18 protein-coding genes and 1 riboswitch are annotated in these 18,281 nt (G+C 63.7%); of the genes, 14 read left to right on the forward strand and 4 right to left on the reverse strand.

The features are described 5' to 3' along the window. Positions 1–84 precede the first annotated feature (84 nt). The 10 genes from glyQ to QWZ03_RS18575 all read left to right on the forward strand — a co-directional run bounded on the left by glyQ (position 85) and on the right by QWZ03_RS18575 (position 8,654). Entirely contained in the window at positions 85–975 is an 891-nt protein-coding gene (gene glyQ / locus QWZ03_RS18530) for a glycine--tRNA ligase subunit alpha (protein ID WP_284195732.1), read from the forward strand. Positions 976–984: 9 nt separating this feature from the next. Next, entirely contained in the window at positions 985–1,473 is a 489-nt protein-coding gene (locus QWZ03_RS18535; RefSeq protein ID WP_290334090.1) for a hypothetical protein, read from the forward strand. Positions 1,474–1,545: 72 nt separating this feature from the next. Then, positions 1,546–3,630: a glycine--tRNA ligase subunit beta gene (glyS, locus tag QWZ03_RS18540; protein WP_290334091.1), complete on the forward strand. Its 2,085-nt coding sequence runs from the start codon at positions 1,546–1,548 to the stop codon at positions 3,628–3,630. Positions 3,631–3,637: 7 nt separating this feature from the next. Continuing rightward, positions 3,638–3,871: a hypothetical protein gene (locus tag QWZ03_RS18545; RefSeq protein ID WP_290334092.1), complete on the forward strand. Its 234-nt coding sequence runs from the start codon at positions 3,638–3,640 to the stop codon at positions 3,869–3,871. 81 nt (positions 3,872–3,952) lie between these two features. Continuing rightward, on the forward strand, positions 3,953–4,498 hold the full coding sequence (gene gmhB, locus QWZ03_RS18550) for a D-glycero-beta-D-manno-heptose 1,7-bisphosphate 7-phosphatase (protein ID WP_284195736.1): 546 nt from the start codon (positions 3,953–3,955) through the stop codon (positions 4,496–4,498). Next, positions 4,498–5,265, forward strand: coding sequence for a lysophospholipid acyltransferase family protein (locus QWZ03_RS18555; protein ID WP_290334093.1), 768 nt, complete (start codon positions 4,498–4,500; stop codon positions 5,263–5,265). Before gmhB ends, QWZ03_RS18555 begins: the two co-directional genes overlap by 1 nt. Next, positions 5,246–5,947, forward strand: coding sequence for a M48 family metallopeptidase (locus QWZ03_RS18560; protein ID WP_290334094.1), 702 nt, complete (start codon positions 5,246–5,248; stop codon positions 5,945–5,947). Before QWZ03_RS18555 ends, QWZ03_RS18560 begins: the two co-directional genes overlap by 20 nt. Positions 5,948–6,004: 57 nt before the next feature. Then, the gene (locus QWZ03_RS18565) at positions 6,005–7,219 is read left to right on the forward strand and encodes an ATP-binding protein (RefSeq protein ID WP_290334095.1); all 1,215 of its coding nucleotides are present in this window, start codon (positions 6,005–6,007) and stop codon (positions 7,217–7,219) included. Beyond that, positions 7,216–7,761, forward strand: coding sequence for a response regulator transcription factor (locus QWZ03_RS18570; RefSeq protein ID WP_290334096.1), 546 nt, complete (start codon positions 7,216–7,218; stop codon positions 7,759–7,761). The genes QWZ03_RS18565 and QWZ03_RS18570 overlap by 4 nt, the downstream gene beginning before the upstream one ends. A gap of 95 nt (positions 7,762–7,856) precedes the next feature. Next, a complete protein-coding gene (locus tag QWZ03_RS18575) occupies positions 7,857–8,654 on the forward strand; it encodes an inositol monophosphatase family protein (RefSeq protein ID WP_290334098.1) in 798 nt (265 codons plus the stop codon). A 490-nt stretch (positions 8,655–9,144) separates the two neighbouring features. Here the strand turns inward: QWZ03_RS18575 and QWZ03_RS18580 are convergent, their stop codons facing one another. Continuing rightward, a complete protein-coding gene (locus tag QWZ03_RS18580) occupies positions 9,145–9,927 on the reverse strand; it encodes a substrate-binding periplasmic protein (RefSeq protein ID WP_290334100.1) in 783 nt (260 codons plus the stop codon). Positions 9,928–10,111: 184 nt separating this feature from the next. Here QWZ03_RS18580 and QWZ03_RS18585 point away from each other — a divergent pair, with 184 nt between their 5' ends. Together QWZ03_RS18585 and QWZ03_RS18590 are read left to right on the forward strand one after the other, a co-directional pair. After that, positions 10,112–11,041 carry an esterase/lipase family protein gene (locus QWZ03_RS18585; RefSeq protein WP_284195743.1) on the forward strand — a complete coding sequence of 310 codons (930 nt, stop codon included), beginning with the start codon at positions 10,112–10,114 and terminating at the stop codon, positions 11,039–11,041. Positions 11,042–11,409: 368 nt separating this feature from the next. Further along, positions 11,410–12,348, forward strand: coding sequence for a lipase secretion chaperone (locus tag QWZ03_RS18590; protein ID WP_290334101.1), 939 nt, complete (start codon positions 11,410–11,412; stop codon positions 12,346–12,348). A gap of 267 nt (positions 12,349–12,615) precedes the next feature. On the opposite strand, the gene QWZ03_RS18595 is transcribed toward QWZ03_RS18590, so the two are convergent. Further along, positions 12,616–14,568: a TonB-dependent receptor gene (locus QWZ03_RS18595; protein WP_290334102.1), complete on the reverse strand. Its 1,953-nt coding sequence runs from the start codon at positions 14,566–14,568 to the stop codon at positions 12,616–12,618. A gap of 154 nt (positions 14,569–14,722) precedes the next feature. Next, a riboswitch (cobalamin riboswitch) is annotated at positions 14,723–14,942 on the reverse strand. A 65-nt stretch (positions 14,943–15,007) separates the two neighbouring features. Between QWZ03_RS18595 and QWZ03_RS18600 the strand changes: the two genes are divergently transcribed. Both QWZ03_RS18600 and QWZ03_RS18605 read left to right on the forward strand, forming a co-directional pair. Beyond that, positions 15,008–15,385, forward strand: a complete 378-nt coding sequence (locus tag QWZ03_RS18600; protein ID WP_290334103.1) for a VOC family protein — start codon at positions 15,008–15,010, stop codon at positions 15,383–15,385. Positions 15,386–15,445: 60 nt separating this feature from the next. Further along, positions 15,446–15,757, forward strand: a complete 312-nt coding sequence (locus QWZ03_RS18605; RefSeq protein WP_290334104.1) for a hypothetical protein — start codon at positions 15,446–15,448, stop codon at positions 15,755–15,757. Between the two features lie 131 nt (positions 15,758–15,888). Here QWZ03_RS18605 and QWZ03_RS18610 read toward each other — a convergent pair whose 3' ends face one another. Together QWZ03_RS18610 and QWZ03_RS18615 are read right to left on the reverse strand one after the other, a co-directional pair. Next, positions 15,889–16,488, reverse strand: coding sequence for a sterol desaturase family protein (locus QWZ03_RS18610; RefSeq protein ID WP_308447582.1), 600 nt, complete (start codon positions 16,486–16,488; stop codon positions 15,889–15,891). Between the two features lie 301 nt (positions 16,489–16,789). After that, positions 16,790–18,253, reverse strand: a complete 1,464-nt coding sequence (locus QWZ03_RS18615; RefSeq protein WP_290334105.1) for a TIGR04222 domain-containing membrane protein — start codon at positions 18,251–18,253, stop codon at positions 16,790–16,792. Between the last annotated feature and the right edge of the window lie 28 nt (positions 18,254–18,281).

Below are 18,281 nucleotides of genomic sequence, written 5' to 3' on the forward strand. Positions count from 1 at the left end.
TGCATGCAAACGGGGATGCCAAGCGCGCAAGTTCAAGTAGAATCCTGGCTTTATATCGTTCTACTTTATCGGGCACCCGTCACAATGCTGACCTTCCAGCAAATCATCCTCACCCTGCAGAACTACTGGAATAGCCAGGGTTGCGCCCTGCTCCAACCCTATGACACGGAAGTGGGTGCCGGCACCAGCCATACAGCCACTTTCCTGCGCGCGCTGGGACCGGAGCCCTGGAATGCGGCGTATGTGCAGCCTAGCCGCCGTCCCAAGGATGGCCGCTACGGCGAGAACCCCAACCGCTTGTTCCAGCATCACCAGTTCCAGGTGGTGCTCAAGCCTTCGCCCGACAATATCCAGGATCTCTACCTGGGTTCGCTGCGTGAGCTGGGCCTGGACCCCACGGTCCACGACATCCGCTTCGTGGAAGACGACTGGGAAAACCCCACCCTGGGCGCCTGGGGCTTGGGTTGGGAAGTCTGGCTCAATGGCATGGAAGTGACCCAGTTCACCTATTTCCAGCAGGTGGGCGGCCTCGATTGCAAGCCAGTGCTCGGTGAGATCACCTATGGCCTTGAACGCTTGGCCATGTATCTGCAGGATATCGAGAACGTCTACGACCTGGTCTGGACCCATCTGCCTGACGGCACGCCAGTGACCTACGGCAATGTGTTCTACCAGAACGAAGTCGAGCAATCGCAGTATGCGTTCGAGCATTCCAATGTGGAATTGCTGTTCCGCCAGTTCAATGACTATGAACAGGAAGCCAAGCGCCTCCTGGAAGCCAGCCTGCCCCTGCCAGCCTATGAAATGATACTTAAGGCCGGCCACAGCTTTAACCTGCTGGATGCGCGTGGTGCTATCTCCGTGACCGAGCGGGCTGCCTATATCGGCCGTATCCGCAACCTGTCGCGCGGTGTGGCGCAGGCCTATTACGATGCCCGCGAAGCATTGGGCTTTCCCATGCTGAAAAAGGACTGAGGTCTCGCCATGAAGACTGCTGCTGCCTTGCTACTGACCCTGGGTCTTGCCGCATGTGGCGGCAGCTATATGGATACCGACAACGCCGAGCCGCCAGTGCCGGTGCCTAGCGAGAAGGAAGGCGACTGGCGGCTCTATGGCGAGCAGCCTGACCACGAAATCAGGGTTTCCTGGGAATCCATAGGCCATGACGACAGCTTTGGCTCGGACGAGTATGTCTATGCCTGGGTACGGCGGGCCTACAAGAAAGACCAAGAAAACAAGGAAGGCGATACCTTCCGTACCGAGTACACCCGCTTTGCGCTGGACTGCGCCAAGTCGGAGATGGCCGGGATAGCCGTGGAATACCGCGACAAGGACGACGACGAGGTCAGCCGCAAAGACCTGGCGGGCTTCCAGTGGGAGTTCGATCCGGTCACCAAGGCGGCCTATATGCAGGATTTCCTGCTGCAGGTCTGCAAGATCGCCCGCGAGAAAAAAGCGGGCGCCAAGGAATAAGCCATTCAATCCGGGTAGGCGTGCCGCGCAGTAGCGCCACCTACCCCAACCCCGTGCTGGAATAGAAGTGCCATGAGCTCAACCCTGCTGATTGAACTGTTCACCGAAGAACTGCCACCCAAGGCTCTGCCCCGTCTGGCAGCTTCGTTCGCCGAGACCATCGCCACCGAGCTGAAGAAGCTGGGCTTTGTGGCGGCGGACGCCCAGGCCGTTGAATACGCCAGCCCACGTAGGCTGGCCGTGAGCCTGCCGGGCGTGCTGGCCGTGCAGCCTGACCGCATGGTGGAGAAAAAAGGCCCGGCCGTGGCAGCCGGCTACAAGGATGGCCAGCCCAGCCCGGCCCTGCTGGGCTTTGCCCGCTCGGTGGGGCTGGCAGCCGATCAGCTCAGTCAGTTGGTGCAGGGTTCGGACGGCAAGCAGGATGTGTATATCTACCGTGCCGAGAAGCAGGGCGAGCCGCTGGCCGCCCATCTGTCGGTCATTGTGGCTGAGGCGCTGAAAAAACTGCCCGCGCCCAAGCTGATGCGCTGGGGTAGCCGTGAGAGCCAGTTCATCCGGCCGGTGCATGGCCTGGTGATGCTGCATGGCGACCAGGTGGTGGCTGGCGAAGTGCTGGGCTTTGCAGCTGACCGCGTCACCGGTGGTCATCGCTTCCTGTCGCAGGGGGCGGTCACGATAGCCGATGCCGACAGCTATGCCGACACCTTGCGCCAGCAAGGGCGGGTGGTGGCCAGTTTCAGCGAACGCCGTGCCGCCATTGTGGCCGCGCTCAACAGCAAGGCCGCCGCCCATGGTGCGCGGATTGCCGGTGGTGACGCGCTGATCGACGAGGTGACTGCACTGGTGGAATGGCCGGTGGTGCTGGAGGGCAGCTTCGAGGAGGATTTCCTCAAGGTGCCGCAGGAGTGCCTGATCCTCACCATGCAGCAGAACCAGAAGTACTTTCCCTTGCTGGACGCCAGCGGCAAGCTGACGCACCGCTACCTGATCGTCTCCAACCTGGAGACCGCCGACCCGCGCTTTATCGTCAACGGCAATGCCCGCGTACTGCGTGCGCGCCTGTCGGATGCCAAGTTCTTCTACGAGCAGGATCAGAAGCACCGCCTGGACAGCAGGGTCGCCCGGCTGGCCGAGGTGGTCTACCACAACAAGATAGGCAGCCAGCTGGAGCGTGTGGCGCGGCTGGAAGCCGTGGCCGCCGCCATTGCCGGCGAACTGGGTGCCGATCAGGCCCTGGCCGGCCGTGCCGCCTACCTGGCCAAGGCCGACCTGCTGACAGATATGGTGGGCGAGTTCCCCGAACTGCAAGGCATCATGGGCACCTACTATGCCCGCCTTGATGGCGAGGACGCTGCCGTCGCTGCTGCCGTCGAGGGCCATTACCACCCCCGTTTTGCCGGCGACAGCCTGCCCGAGGGCGCCATTGCACAAGCGGTGTCGCTGGCCGACAAGCTGGAAACCCTGGTGGGTATCTGGGGCATAGGCCTGATTCCTACTGGCGACAAAGACCCGTTTGCCCTGCGCCGTGCGGCGCTGGGCGTGCTGCGCATGCTGGTGGAAGCCAAACTGCCGCTGGACCTGAAGCAATTGCTGGCACAGACCGCTGCAGCCTTCCCGGCTGGGGTGGTGGCGGCCGATACGGTAGAAGGTGTGTTCGGCTTTATGCTGGAGCGCCTGAAGAACCTGCTGGCGGCGGATTTCCCGACGGCCGATATCGAGGCCGTGCTGGCCGACAAGCCCAGCCGGTTTGACGAGCTGGCCCTGCGCCTGGCGGCCGTGGCCGAGTTCAAGGCATTGCCCGAGGCGGCAGCCCTGGCTGCAGCCAACAAGCGCATACGCAATATACTCAAGAAGAACCTGAGCGAAGGCCAGGCGCTGCCGGCCATTGCGGCCGAGCTGCTGGCCGATGCGGCCGAACGCGATCTGCACGGCGCCCTGGTGGCCTTGCAGGCGCCGGTGGCTGCCGCCCTGGCTGCGCACGACTACACGGCCGCGCTGAAGCAGTTGGCGGGCCTGCGTGCCCCAGTGGATGCCTTCTTCGACAGCGTGATGGTCATGGCCGAGGACCTGGCGGTAAGGCACAACCGGCTGGCGCTGCTGGCGGCACTGAGCAGCCTGATGAATCAGGTGGCCGATATCTCCCTGCTGGCGGAGTAAAGGCAGCATGACGGATACCTTGCGCGATTACGAACGCGCTGGCGTGGCCAACAACTTTGGCCTGCTGCGGCTGTTGGCGGCCAACCTGGTCTGGCTGCCCCTGATAGGCACTCTGGTGCTGGCCTGCTTGTCCTGGAACCTGGTGGAAAAGCCGGCCCAGCGCTTCAAGAACCAGCCCTGGCAGGGTTGGTTGAAACGTGGCTGGCTGGCCTGGAAACCAACCCTGAGCCCGGGAAAATAAACGCTTGGGCGTATAGTGCAGGACATACCCGGGGCTGATTGATAGGCTAGTCGTCATCTGGAATGAAAGCGTGCTGATACCATGAAGCTGGTGATACTGGACCGGGATGGCGTAATCAACCATGACCGCGATGATTTCGTGAAGTCGGCGGCAGAGTGGGTGCCCATCGATGGCAGTCTGGAAGCCATCGCCCTGCTGAACCATGCCGGTTGGCGGGTGGTGATCGCCTCCAACCAGAGCGGCATAGGCCGGGGTTTTTTTGGCGCGGCCGAGCTCAATGCCATGCATGGCAAGCTGCACCGCCTGCTGGCCAGTGTTGGTGGGCGGGTCGATGCCATTTTCTTCTGCCCCCATACCGCTGACATGCAATGCGAATGCCGCAAGCCCAAACCAGGCATGTATCGTGATATTGCCCAGCGCTTTGATGTGCGGCTGGAAGATACCCCGGTGATAGGCGACAGCCTGCGTGATCTGGAAGCAGCCGAAGCTGTTGGGGCCGAACCCATACTGGTGCGTACCGGCAAAGGTGAACGTACCCTGGCTGCTGGTGGCCTGCCCGAACATACCCGTGTCTGCTACGACCTGATGGACGCGGCGCTCTACCTGATAGGCAAGGAAGAAGACTGATGGTGTGGTTGCGTTCTTCGCTGTACATGACGGGCTGGGCGCTGAACACCGTGCTCTGCGCCATTGGCTGCATGCTGGCCCTGCCCCTGCCCTACAAGGTGCGCTACGGCGTCATCAGCTATTGGTGCTGGTTCGCCGTGAAGTGGCTGGAACTGACCTGCGGCTTGCGGGGCCGAGTGATAGGCCGCGAGAACCTGCCGCGCGAAGCGGCGGTGGTGATGAGCAAGCACCAGTCGGCATTCGAAACCATGTTCCTGCAGCGCCTGGTGCCCCTGACCGCCTGGGTGGTCAAGCGGGAACTGCTGTGGATACCTTTTTTTGGCTGGGGCCTGTGGAGCTTGCGGCCCATTGCCATAGACCGCGCCAATAGTGGCGTGGCCAGCCGCCAGTTGATCGAGCAGGGGACCCAGCGGCTCAAGGATGGCGCCTGGATAGTCATCTTCCCCGAAGGCAGCCGCATAGCCGCCGGCAAGCGGGGGCGCTACAAGCAGGGCGGCGCCCGCCTGGCCTGTGCCCTGGGTGCACCGGTGGTGCCGGTGGCGGTCAATTCCGGCGAGTTCTGGCCGCGCAACAGCTTTCTCAAGTATCCGGGCGAGACCACCGTGTCCATCGGCCCGCCCATCCCCACCGTGGGCAAAAGTGCGGACCAGGTCAGGCGCGAGGTGGAGAGCTGGATAGAGACCGAGATGGTGCGCATCAGCGGCGTGGGCCCCTGCTGGCCGGCCAATAAGCAGCCGCAGGATGTCCATGGCACGATCACTGCCTGAAACCCGCCGTATCTACGCCCTGCAGGGGCGGGAAGTGCCGGTGTGGCTGGAGCGCTCCGCCCGCCGCAGCGTGGGTTTGCAGATCCGGCAGGAGGGCTTGCGGGTCATCCTGCCGCAGCGCTTTCCCTTGCATGAGCTGGATGCCATCCTGCGCCAGAAGGCGGGCTGGATACTGGACAAGCTCGATGCACTGGCCGAGCGGCCAGCGGCTACCACCTTGCAGGCCGGCAGCCCGCTGGACTGGCTGGGTGAGCCGCGCAGCTTGAGCCTGGGACATAAACGCGCCGCCGTCACGGCCGATGCGCTGCAACTGGTGGCTGAGACCACGGCCGACATCCCGCTGGCGCTGCAGAAGCTGATGCGGCGCGAGGCGCGGGTATTCCTGGCCGAGCGGCTCGAGAGCTGGGCGGCACGCTTGGGACTCCGTTATGGCGAGTTCAAGCTGTCCAGCGCCGGCACCCGCTGGGGCAGTTGTACCTCGCAAGGCGCCATCAGGCTGAACTGGCGCTTGATGCAGGCGCCCTTGCCGGTGATCGACTATGTGGTGATACATGAGCTGTGCCACTTGGTGGAGTTGAACCACTCCCCCCGCTTCTGGGCGCTGGTGGCGACCGCCTGCCCGGACTGGAAGCACAAGCGCGATTGGCTCAAGCGCGAGGGTGCCCGCTACTTTGCCTGGTAACTGCGGCGTTTTGCCGCAGCCTGCGAGGGCTGGGGCTGTACGTTTTAGAATTCCGCCATGCCCCACACCGCCCTGCTAGCCATCCTGCGCCGCATCGTCCTGCTGCGAGGCCTGACCCTCTGCGCCTACGCCAGCGCCATGCTGCTGGCCGTGCTGCTGTTCCGCTGGCAGTTGCCCTTGCTGTCGCTGGGCTTTATCTGCCTGTTGCTGCTGGCCTATAACGGCTTCAGCCTGTGGCGTCTGCGCCTGGCGCAGGGCGGCGTGGCGGTCAGCGAGGGCGAGATAGGCCGGCAGCTGGCCATGGATATTTGTGGCCACAGCCTGTGGCTGTTTTTTTTAGGCGGCGCCACCAACCCTTTCACAGCCTGGTTTCTGCTGCCGCTCACCATTGCCGCCGCCAGCCTGCCTGGCCGGCTGGTATGGCCGCTGACGGCGCTGACCATCGCCTGCTACAGCCTGCTTCTGCTGTGGTACCAACCCTTGCCCTTGAATGAGTCCGATCTGGCGCAGGCCTTCTTCCTGCACACCACTGGCATGTGGGTGGCCTTTGTGGCCGCAGCCCTGATCGTGGCCGGGTTGGTAGCCCGCATAGGGCAGCAACTGCGTGCCAACGAGCAAGCCCTGGCCGAAGCCCGCGAGGCGGCCCTGCGCCAGCAGCAGGTGCTGGGCCTGGCCATACAGGCCGCGGGCGCCGCGCATAGGCTGGGAACCCCGCTGGCCACCCTGACGGTACTGACCGATGAATTGCTGGCAGAACAGGCCGGCCAGGGGCAGTTGGCCGATGATCTGCGCCTGATGCAGCGCCAGTTGCAGGCCTGCCGCAGCGAGCTGCAGCGGCTGCGGGCAGAGGCCGATGCCAGTACATCCCAGCCGGCCGATAGCGCTGTGGCGATGCTGCTGGAGGACTGGCAGGTGGTCAGGCCGCAGGCCAGGCTGGACTACCAGTTGTTGGGGCTAGGCGAGCCACCCAGGCTGATGCTGGATTTCGCCCTCAGGCAGGCGCTGCTCAACCTGCTGGATAATGCTGCCGATGCCAGCCCGGACTGGCAGGGCGTGATCCTGGACTGGTCGGCCCATGGCGTGCAGCTGGATATTGCCGATGCCGGGCCGGGTTTTGACGGCAAGCCGGCCGGCGATACGGTCGCCGGACTGGGCATGGGGCTGGCGCTGGCCATTTCGGCACTGGAGCGGGTGGGTGCCAGGCTGGACTGGCTGGCCAGGCCGCAAGGGGGCACCTGCGTACGGGTGGTGTTTCCGCTGGAGGGGCGATGAGCGACATCCTTATCGTGGACGATGATGCAGCCCTGGCCGGTGTGCTGGCCAGGGCCTTCAGCCGTCGTGGCTGGGCCTGCCGCCAGGCCCATGATGCGACCACGGCCTTGGCGCTGGCGCAGCAGCAGGCACCCCGGCAGGCGCTGGTGGATCTCAAGCTGGGCGAAGATAGCGGCCTGCGGCTGGTGCCGGCCCTGCTGGCACTAGCACCCGACTGCCGTATCGTGATGTTGACCGGCTATGCCAGCATTGCCACCGCCATCGAGGCCATCAAGCTGGGGGCCGTGCATTACCTGGCCAAACCGGCCACGGTGGACGAGATCATCAGTGCGTTTGATCGGCTGCAGGGAGACAGTGAGGCCGAGGTGGAGGCCCAGCCGCTGAGCATGGACAGGCTGGAGTGGGAGCATATCCAGAAAGTGTTGGCCGAGCAGGGGGGCAATATCAGTGCCACCGCCCGGGTGCTGAACATGCACAGGCGCACTTTGCAACGCAAACTGGGCAAGCGGCCCAGCCCCAATCCCCTCGTGCGGCAAGGCTGATCGGCCTGCCGCCGCATGATTAGGGTAGACACCCACACCAGCGACCGCTGCCTCCGTTAGAATAGCCCGCTGTGTCCACCCCACCGTGATTAGCCATGCCCGAATACTCTGTGCTCGACCAGGTGATGACCGCTGTGCGCCATGCGGCGGCCAGCGAGGTCATGCCGCGCTTTCTGCGCCTGGGCCAGGGCACGCGCAAGGATGACGGTACGCTGTTTACCGAGGCGGATATCGCCACCCAAAGGGCGCTGGAGGCCACGCTGCCCCGCATCGTTGCATGCCCGGTATTGGGTGAAGAGATGAGCGTGGCCGAGCAGGAGGCCTTATGGGAGGCCAACGAGCAGCTGTGGGTGATAGACCCCATAGACGGCACCACCAATTTCTTCCACGGCCTGCCCTACTTTGCCATCTCGGTGGCCTTGATGCAGGGTGGCCGTACGGTGTTGGGGGTGATCTACAACCCGGTGGCCGATGAGATGTTTACGGCGGAGCTGGGCAAGGGGTCGTACCTGAACGGCCAGCGCCTGCCGCTGAAACAACACACCCCGCTGATGACCGAGGCCATTGCCGGAGTCGAGGTAAAGTGGCTCAGCGGCAAGCTGCCGCAGCGGCTGGCCACCCTGCCGCCTTATGGCAGCCAGCGCAACTTTGGCGCCTCCACGCTGGACTGGTGCTATATCGCAGCGGGCCGACTCGATGTCTATGTGCATGGCGGCCAGCGCCTGTGGGATTACGCCGCCGGCTGCCTGATGCTGATCGAGGCCGGCGGGCAGATGACCAGCCTCTATCACGACGACTACTGGGACGACGATGTCTGGCAGCGTTCGGTCGTGGCCGCACTGAATCCCGGCCTGTTTGCCCAGTGGATGAAATGGGTCAAGTACAACCTGTAGGCTTTCGTCCTCAGGCTACGTGGACTCAATCAAGGGAGAGCCTGCTGGTTCAGGCAGCGCTGACGTCCAGCGCCAGGGTTCCCCTGGTGCCTGCTCAGGCATCACACCCATCGATATCTTTGGCCCATGAAAGGCTCGACAACGAGCGCTAGCGAGGCTCCCGCGCGGCGACGCGGGCGGGGGTGTGGATTCAATCAAGGGTAGAGCCCGTTGGTTCAGGCTGCGCTGACGTTTAGCGCCAGGGTTACCCTGGCGCCTGCTCCTCACGTCATCACCCATCCCAGACTTGAGTCCATAGCAGGCACTGAAGCCCATTCAAAATGATGATGAGCGCCAGCGAAGCTCCCGCGCGGCGGCGCGGGCGGGGGGGTGTGGATTCAATCAAGGGGAGAGCCTACGCTATCAGGCTGCGCTGACGTTTAGCGCCAGGGTCTCCCTGGCGCCTGCACTGCCCGCAGCACCCATCCACGACCTGAGTCCATAGCAGGCTCTACTGCTGCAACATGGCCTCGGCATCCGCGTTGCCCATATAGCGGCTGAAGATGGCCTTGAGCGTGCCATCGCTGCGCATCTCGCTGATGGTTTGCTGGAACAGCTTGTAGGTGGCCGGATCCAGCCTGCTGCGTGACAGTATCAGCCCGTGCTCGACCTTGGCCTGCTCGCCAAACCAGGGCAGCCGCACCATGGGCTGGCGGGTGGGATAGCGCTTGGCCATGCCCAGGGTGACCAGCGACAGCGCCGGAAACGCAGCGATACGGTTGGCTTCCAGCTGATCGAACAGGCTGCCGGTATCCGCCAGCTCATCCACCCGCCCGCGTTGCCGCAATTGCTCGATAAAGGGTTCCCACGCCTCGCCATGCTTGTAGCTCTTCACCACGCCCAGCCGCAGGTCGGGGTTGGCGAGGAATTCCTCGGGCTTGATCTGGGCCAGCCGCCGGGTGGTGACCAGCTCATTGCGTACCCAGAAGTACGGCACGAACTCTGCAAACTGGCGCCGCTCCGGCGTGGGTATGCCCGAGACGCTCATGTCCAGCGTGCCGGCGGCCAGCATGGTCCAGATACGTACCCGTGATTCGAAGCGCGGCATGAACCGACAGCCGGTGCGCTGGGCCAGGGTATCCACCACATCGCGATCCAGGCCCTGTGCGGTAGCCGGATCGTAGAGTATGCCCAGGTCGTAATAGGCCACCTGTATCGATCGGCCGCAAGGGGCCGTCGCCTGGGCCAGTCCGGGCAGCAGGGTCAGCACCAGCCACCATACGGACCACGGCATGATGCGTTTCATGATGTTTGCCCCAGCTGTCGCCAGCGGTTGCCAAGTACTTACATGATGGTACATTTTTGCCACGTATTTCCACCTATCGAGCGATTGCTCTAGATTTTCATTCTGCGCTTGGCTAAGTTGTCCCTACCGCCAAAACAAATAGGCGGATCAACAACATACGGAGACAACATCGATGACACGCTACGCTGCATGGCTGGTGGCGCTGGGGCTGCTTGCCGCCCCGGCTGCCCCAGCTCTGGCCGCTTCCAGCGGCTATACCCAGACGCAATACCCCATCATGCTGGTGCATGGCCTGTTCGGTTTTGACCAGGCGCTGGGGGTGGATTACTTCTACCGCATCCCGGCCGAGCTGCAAAAGGACGGTGCCAAGGTATTTGTGGCCCAGGTATCGGCCACCAACAGCACCGAGAAGCGTGGTGAGCAGCTGCTCAGCCAGGTCAAGCAGGTGCTGGCCATCACCGGTGCCCGCAAGGTGAACCTGATAGGCCATAGCCATGGCGGCCCGACCATACGCTATGTGGCTGGCGTGGCACCGCAGCTGGTGGCGTCGGTGACGTCGGTGGGCGGTGTCAACAAGGGTTCGCGCATTGCCGATATCGTCCGTGGCGCCGTCCCACCGGGCTCGGTGTCGGAGAGCCTGGCGGCTTCCGCCGCCAAGGGCCTGGCGGGCCTGATCTCGGTGGTATCGGGCGGCAGCCATCTGCCGCAGGATCCGATCGCCGCCATGGAATCACTGACCACGGCCAAGACAGCCGACTTCAATGCCCGCTTCCCGGCTGGTGTGCCCACCACCGCCTGTGGCGAAGGCGCCTATGTGGTCAATGGTGTGCGCTACTACTCCTGGAGCGGCGCCAGCACGGTGACCAATATCTTTGATGTGTCCGATGGTGCACTGGCCTTGACCGGGCTGGCCTATGGCAGCCCCAACGATGGCCTGGTGGGTACTTGCTCCAGCCGCCTGGGCCAGGTGCTGCGCGACAACTACAAGATGAACCATGTCGACGAGATCAATCATTTCTTCGGCATCGTCCATCTGTTCGAGACCAACCCTGTCACGCTGTACCGGCAGCAGGCCAACCGGCTCAAGAACGCGGGTCTGTGAGCCTGGTCATGGTTGGGTGCTGACGGACTGAGCAGGCGCCAGGGTAAGCCTGGCGCTGTGCTCGAACCGGCAGGCGTTCCCCCGGTGCTGGTCCGCCCTCGCCGCTGCGCTGGGGCCTCGCTGACCGGCGTTTTCAACCAGTTACGTTCATAGCAGGTGCTTAGAGCGGCTAACAAAACCCAGCGTAGTGGGTCTGGCTAGGCGTGCCTAGACAGTACGTGGGTACGGCAAGCTCGCACAACAACGCCAGAAGGGTTTTGTTAGCGGCTCTTAACTGCCCTCGCCCGTCCTTGGGCGTGAGCAGCTTGGCGCCTTCTTGCCCTGCCTGCATGAGGGGGTGGGTAGTACACTAGCCCGGTCTTTACACCATGCAGCTTGATACCTTGAAATCCCCCTACTTCATTGCCAGCGCCGCGCTGGTGCTGGCCGCCGGCCTGTTTGCCGCCAATACCGACACGCCTACCCTGCCGGCGGCGACCCCGGTGGCATCCGGCGAGATGCCGGCTTCCTTGCAGGGCACAGTCAGCGATGGGCAGTTGCAGACCGCAGCTGATGCGCTGGTGCTGGATGCCAGCCTGATCGAGCTGTTCGACTACCACCTGGCCACGGTGGGCGAGCGTACCCTGGCGCAGGTGCTGGCCACGCTGGAGGCCGAGCTCGACAAGCGCTTGCCGCCCAAGGCAGCCGCCGAGGCCAAGCGTTTGCTGCATCGCTATGTGGCATTCAAGCGCGAGCTGGTAGCGCTGGAGCAGCAGACTGAACTGGCCGGCGCCAGCCTGGAGTCTGCCCAGGCGCGTATCAAGGCGGTACGCGCCTTGCGTGCCAAGTATTTCAGCCCGGCCGAGCTGACCGCCTTGTTTGGCTGGCAGGATACCTATGACGATGACGCCCTGGCCCGACAGGCCATATTGCGGGACAGCAGCCTCAAGCCCTTACAGAAACAGCAGCGGTTGGCCGAGCTGGATCAGCGCCTGCCACCCGAGATATTGGCCCAACGGCAAGTGCCGGTGCAGCACCTGACGTTGGCCGAGCAGGTCAGCCGCGCGCGGGCGCAGGGTGCCGATGATGCGGCGGTTTACCAGTTGCGTACCGCCAGCGTGGGCGAACCGGCTGCCCAGCGTCTGGCCGAGGTGGATCGCGAGGAGGCTGCCTGGCAGCAGCGGATACAGGCCTATCTGGTGGAGTTGGCCCGTATCAAGGCGGATACGGCGCTGGACGAGGCTAGCCGCAGCAGCGCCATCAGCCTGTTGCGCAGCGCCCGTTTCAGTGCAGACGAGCAATTGCGCCTGAGGGCCTACGAGGACTAGGGCAGCCCTGCACTCCACCCCTTCGTTTGCCGGAGGCTGGGTGGCTCCGCACTTGTCCATACGATGCCGCTGGCCGCTTGGGTGCAGATACGCAGGTTTATAGGCCACGCCATGCAAAAGGGCGACCCTGGGGTCGCCCTTGTTGCTTGCTTGGAGTCTGTTTGGCACGCCCGCTGTATCAGGCTGCTTTGACGCTTAGCGCCAGGGTTTCCCTGGCGCCTGCACAGCCTTACATCAACAATCAATGTTTCAATCCATAACAGGCTCTTAGAAACGGTAGGCCGCGCTGGCAAACCAGCGGCGACCCGGCATGGGATAGAGGTTGTAGTTGCTGGCCGTCGTGCTCTTGATGCCGTAGGTGGCGTAGCGCTTGTCGGCCAGGTTCTGGCCGCTCAGGGCCAGTTGCAGATCGCCCAACTGATGGCTGAGCTTGAGGTTGACCGTGCCGTAGCCGGCCAGCTTGGCGCCGGTGTTGTCCTGGTCGTTGTCCAGCCGGCTATCGCCCACGCCATGCAGGCTGGCGCTCAGGCGGGTTGCTTCGCTGAAGGCCCAGCCGACCAGCAGGTTGCCCTGCAGCTTGGGCACCAGCGGCACCTGCTTGCCAGCCACATTGTGGCCGGCGTAGATACCACTGCGGAACTCGGCATCCTGCCAGGCAAGGTTGGCGCCCAGGCTGAGGTTGCCGGCCTGGTAGGACCAGTCGGCTTCCAGACCGCGGCGTTGGGTAGGTTGCAGATTGATGTTGGCGCCGAAGCCATTCACATGCGGCTGGAAGGCGATCTCATCATTCAGGCGCAGATTGAACAGCGACACACGCAACTTGCCCAGCGGCAGGCGGGCATCCAGCCCAGCCTCCAGGTCGCGCGAGGTCTGGGTGCGCAGATCGCTGCTATAGGCCAGCTCATCGGCATTGGGCAGGCGATAGCTCTTGCCCAGGCGGGCATACAGCGACAGCTCGGGCGAGAGCACATGGCGTAGGCCCAGTTGCAATGCCAGCGGTGACGACTTGCGATCCGAGGTCAGCAGGCCACTGCTGTGCAGGGTCTGCTCGGCCCGCTCGGTACGTGCACCCAGCGTGATGCGGGTGCCGACGGCCACGGCATAGCCACCGTCCAGCCAGAAAGCACGGGTCTTCTGCACGCTGGTCGAGGTGCCGCTGCTGTTGTAGAAGGGGCTGCTATAGCTGCTGCTGCCATTGGCCAGGCTGCGGCTGATGTCTACGCCGCCGGCAAGGTCCAGTGCACCAAAATCATAGGCGGCACGGGGCGAGAAGCGGTTTTCGCGGATTTCGTTGCGGGCCCGCGAGATACCGTCATAGGCATCCTCGAAGTAGCTGTCCTGATCCTTCTCGCGCCGGCTCAGGTCCACCACCCAGCGTGCCTTGCCCAGCTTGCCCTCGCCGTGGAGTGTGTAGCGGGTGTTGTCGATGTCGCCATGGTCGGCCAGATTGCTGCTGCCCCAGGGATCGGTGACAAACTCATTGCTGCCGGTGGCGGGGTTGACCGCACGGGGGCCGGCGAAACGGTTTTCATGTTCGTCGCGGGCCAGGCCCAGTGATAGCCGGGTGTCGCCCGCCTGCCAGCCCAGTGTGGCAGAGCCGGCGTTGGTCTTATGGGCGCTGTTGCGGCGAAAGCCATCGCTTTCCTGATGGTAGCCATCGAGCCGCAGCTTGAGTTGGGCGCCAAAGCCGGCGCCGGCAAACAGTTCCCGCGATTGGTGGCTGCCAGCGCGGAGCGAGACATTGCCACCTGGCCCCTGGCGCGTGATCAGGTTGATGACGCCACCGGTGCTGCCGCCGCCCCAGGCGACGGCGCCGCCACGGACGATCTCGATACGCTCCAGCCGGTCCAGCGCCATGCCGGACAATTTGGGCGAGGACAGATCGTTGTCATTGAGCTTGATGCCATCGAGCAGGATCAGGGTGTTGCTGGCGGCGGTGATGCCAAAGCCGCGCAGGTCGATGGAGCCATTGTCGGTGCCATCGCTGTTGCGCACGGTGACGCCGACCACGCCTTCAAGCAGCGCTATCAGATTGCTGGCCGCGCTGCGCTCGATTTCCTCGCGCGAGATGACCGAGATGTTCACGGGTTGGTCGGCCGCCGCAGCGGGCAAGCGGGTGGCGGTTACCACCAGGGTTTGGGTTTGTTCCGTCGCAAAGGCAGACGTAGCCAGACCGGCCAGCATCATGGCGGCCGAGAGAGAGGTAAGACGAGAGTACATCAGGGAGTCGCTCCACTGCGCCTGCCCACCGCAGGCGATCAATTCAAGCGGAGGCGCGACGGAGTACAGCAGGCCAGGGGGCCAGGCGGCGTCGCGGGAGAGACGCCCGCCGCGACCTCCGCACCATCCATGCGGCGGCTTGAGCATCAAGCGCGTCCAGCAGGCACAACAGGCCGGTCTCCGGGCTGGCCACTCTGTGCTTCGCCTTCCCACCTCGACTGGAGGCAGTGGCGGGATGTGCGCGAGCGCGACACCAGAAGCACTTCATTGTGGCTTACCGTTGCGGGGGCAGCGCCGGGTTCGATTGCAGGGCAATCCCACCGGCTTCCCGTTTCACTTTGCCTTGGCAAAGCACCTGTCGAAGCGGCGCATTATACGCAGCGCATCGGCTACGGCCGAACTAATCTATTAGTCTAATTACATAAGCAGGAGGCACACCATGCACGACGGCAACGCCATCAACTGGTTCGAGATACCGGCCGCCGATTTCGACCGGGCCAAGCGCTTCTACAGCGCCATCTTTGCCTACGACATGCCGGAATGGCCCATGGCGGGCGTGCGCATGGGGGTGTTGCCAGGGGGCGAGGGTAAGGTGGGCGGCACCATCATCCATGTCCCCGGCTTCTACAAGCCCTCGCAGGATGGGGTGCTGGTCTATCTGAACGGCGGCGATGACCTCAGTGTGGTGCTGGCCAGGGTGGAGGGTGCCGGCGGCAAGGTGCTGATCGCCAAGCGGCAGATCAGTGAGGAGATAGGCTATATGGCGGTTTTTCTCGACAGCGAGGGCAACCGGGTTGCCCTGCATTCGCCCCACTAGCGGGCAGCCCTGCATCAGCGGCTGGACAACTACCGGCCTTCGCCGCGTAGAATGGATACCATGCAGATCAAACGTGCCATCGAAGTCTGGGAAAAGGGAATGAACGGTGCGCTAACCGGCCAGTTGCCGGTAGCGGAGACCATTTCGTCCATCTGGTTGCTACAGTTGTTTGCGGCCGAGCAGCAGCGTCCCGACCCCGACATGGTGCTGTCTTACTTCCTTAACCCCGACAAACTGGTGGCCTTGCAGCCCTATGTGGCCCAGCAGTTCGATGCCAGCCAGTACGACTATATCCTGACCGCCTACGGTGTACCCAGCGAGCGCGCCCAGGCCGGCATGCCGGCTGCGGCCGATGAGGACCCCTACGACTAGGTGCCGGGTAGTGCTTGTTGTTTAAACACGGGCGCCCAAACGGCGCCCGTGTTCATTGCTGGCGCAGTTCTGCCTGCCCGATGACCTGCATGGGTCGTCTAGCCGGGTGGCACCCTTCGCCATCCCCGGCGCTAGGTCATGCGCTGCTGCTTGGCCTGGCTTTCCGCCCACTCCGGCGGTTTCCAAAAATGACGGTGGTCGCGGGTGCGCCAGGCATCGCGGAACATATCGCCCCATTCGTGAAAGGTCAGGCGCAGCGGATTGTGGCTCTGTATCTGCCGTACGATGCCATAGCGCGGTGCCTCGTCTTCTGGCACATAGCTGCCGAACAGCCTATCCCAAATGACCAGCACGCCAGCGTAGTTGCGGTCTATGTACTGCGGGTTGCGGGCATGGTGTACCCGGTGGTTGGAGGGGGTGTTGAACACCTGCTCCAGCCAGCCCAGCCGGCCTATGGCTTCGGTGTGGACAAAGAACTGGTAGGCCAGGTTGAGTCCAACCACCAGGATGACCAGGTCGGGCGAGTAGCCCAGCCAGGCCATGGGTAGCCAGAATAGCCACATGCCTGATATCGGGTAGGTCAGGCTTTGGCGGAATGCGGTGGAGAGATTGAGCCGCTCGCTGGAGTGATGGGCCACATGGCTGGCCCATAGCCAGCGCACCCTGTGGCTGGCACGGTGAAAGAAGTAGTAGAGGAAATCCTGCAGCTGCTGCCCAACAGCAGGCTCCACCAGCTATTGGGCAGCAGCTGCAGGCCATGGGCGTGCACCCAGGTGTAGGCTGTCTTGATAAATAGCAGGTTGGCCAGCAGGTCGGCGCCCTGATGCAGCAGGGCCAGGCCGGCGTTGGACAGGGTATCGACCAAGGTGTACTTGGCGATGCCGCGCTTGTGCCAGTACCAGGCCTCCCAGGCGACACAGCCCAAAAAGACGGGTGCCAGGGCAAGCAGGACCAATCCGGGGTCAAAGCCGAGTTCCATAGTCTTTCCTGGGTGCCTGTGATGAGCTTAAGTGGCTAATAGACAGCTGGCGCTCAGTCCCCACCACCACCGCCACATCCACCGCACCCACCGCTTCCCCCGCCATCAGAACTGGAGCTGTCCGAGCTGCTGCAGCCCGTGCTGGTGCCAGCACTACCGGAGTCGGTGTTGGGCGTAGGCCTGTAGACCGGTAGCAGGTGTCCCCAGGCCGTCCCTACCAAGGCTGCGCTACCCAGCCAGGCAAAATGACGCAGTACCAGGTCGGGCTGCTGGGGCGTGCTGTTGAGTTGCTTCTGCAGTAGTTGCCGGCTGGCGCGCATGGTATCCCTGCCCAGCCGGGTGGTATGCAGGCGACCACGCTGGCGTAGCAGGCGCCAGGCGCAGAAGCCGCCGTAGGCCAGTACGATGACGACCAGGCTGGCGACCGGCTTATCGCGGCTGATACCGATGGCGATCTTGATCAGGCCCAGCAGCCACAGGGCCGCCATGCCAAAACGGATGGGCAGGACTTGAGCCTGGTACTGGGCATTGCTCAGCAGCAGGCGTTTTTCTTCGAGCTGCTGGCGCAGGGGGTGAAGTTGCGGCCGCAGATAAGGCAGGGCGCGCTGGAACAGGCCGGGCTGCTGCTCGCCCTCCCTCAGCAGGCCAAAGACGCTGCGTTCCAGCGCGGTCTCCGCCAGGCCTATGTCGCCGATGCGTTGCAGCGTGCCATTTGGCATGGTGTGGATCAGCTGTTGTTGTTCCAGTTTGAGCAGGGCAGTCTGCAGCACCCGGGGCGGTCCACCTGCCAGGTAGGCCGCCTGGTAGGCATCCAGGCTGGGGGGCAGCATGCTGCTGGCGCTGTCATCCCGCCAGCGGCACCAACCATGCCAGGCCAGGGAGAACAGCGCGAGCGCCAACAGCGCAGACAGATAAAAGCCCAGGAAATCCGGACCGCTGTAGTTCCACACCCGCCAATCCTGCAGCACTGCGCAACCGGCCAAGAGGCCGCTGACGGCAAGGCCGGCCAATAGGTTTCGGGGGCGGGTCAGCGTGGGCTTGGGCAAGTGCCAGTACTGGCTGGTATCCAGCCGGACAAAGCGGCTGGCGGCAGGCTGGGGCGGCCAGATATCGGCCGGTGGCGCCACACCGAACAGGCGCCGGTAGCTGGCTAGCGTCTGCTGGTAGAGATCACGGTAGTGGCCGTCTTGTTGCTGGCCACCACGGCTGGGCTCGTGGTGCAGGGTCTGCCCCAGCACCTGCGGGCAGAAGCGCTCCCAATAGTCGCGGCTGTCGCACAGGTGCTGATGCCAGGCCTGGTCCACCGCATCGGAAGGCGATGCCACATGGCCGCTGCACAGCGCCAGCAGCACAAAGCGCTGGTACTCCTGTACCACGCGCGTGGCATAGGCCAGCGACCAGCCGTTCTGCCGGGCCAGCTTGCTGCAGAACGGCACCAACTGGTCGGGCTGCTCCAGCGGGTGAGCCAGGATACGTTGGTACAGCGCCTGTTGGTCGGGTGTCAGCTGGGCTTGCATGGCGGTCTCCTGGGAGTACTTTGAACAG

Source organism: Chitinimonas viridis, assembly GCF_030409555.1.
In the GTDB taxonomy this organism is placed as follows: domain Bacteria; phylum Pseudomonadota; class Gammaproteobacteria; order Burkholderiales; family Chitinimonadaceae; genus Chitinimonas; species Chitinimonas viridis.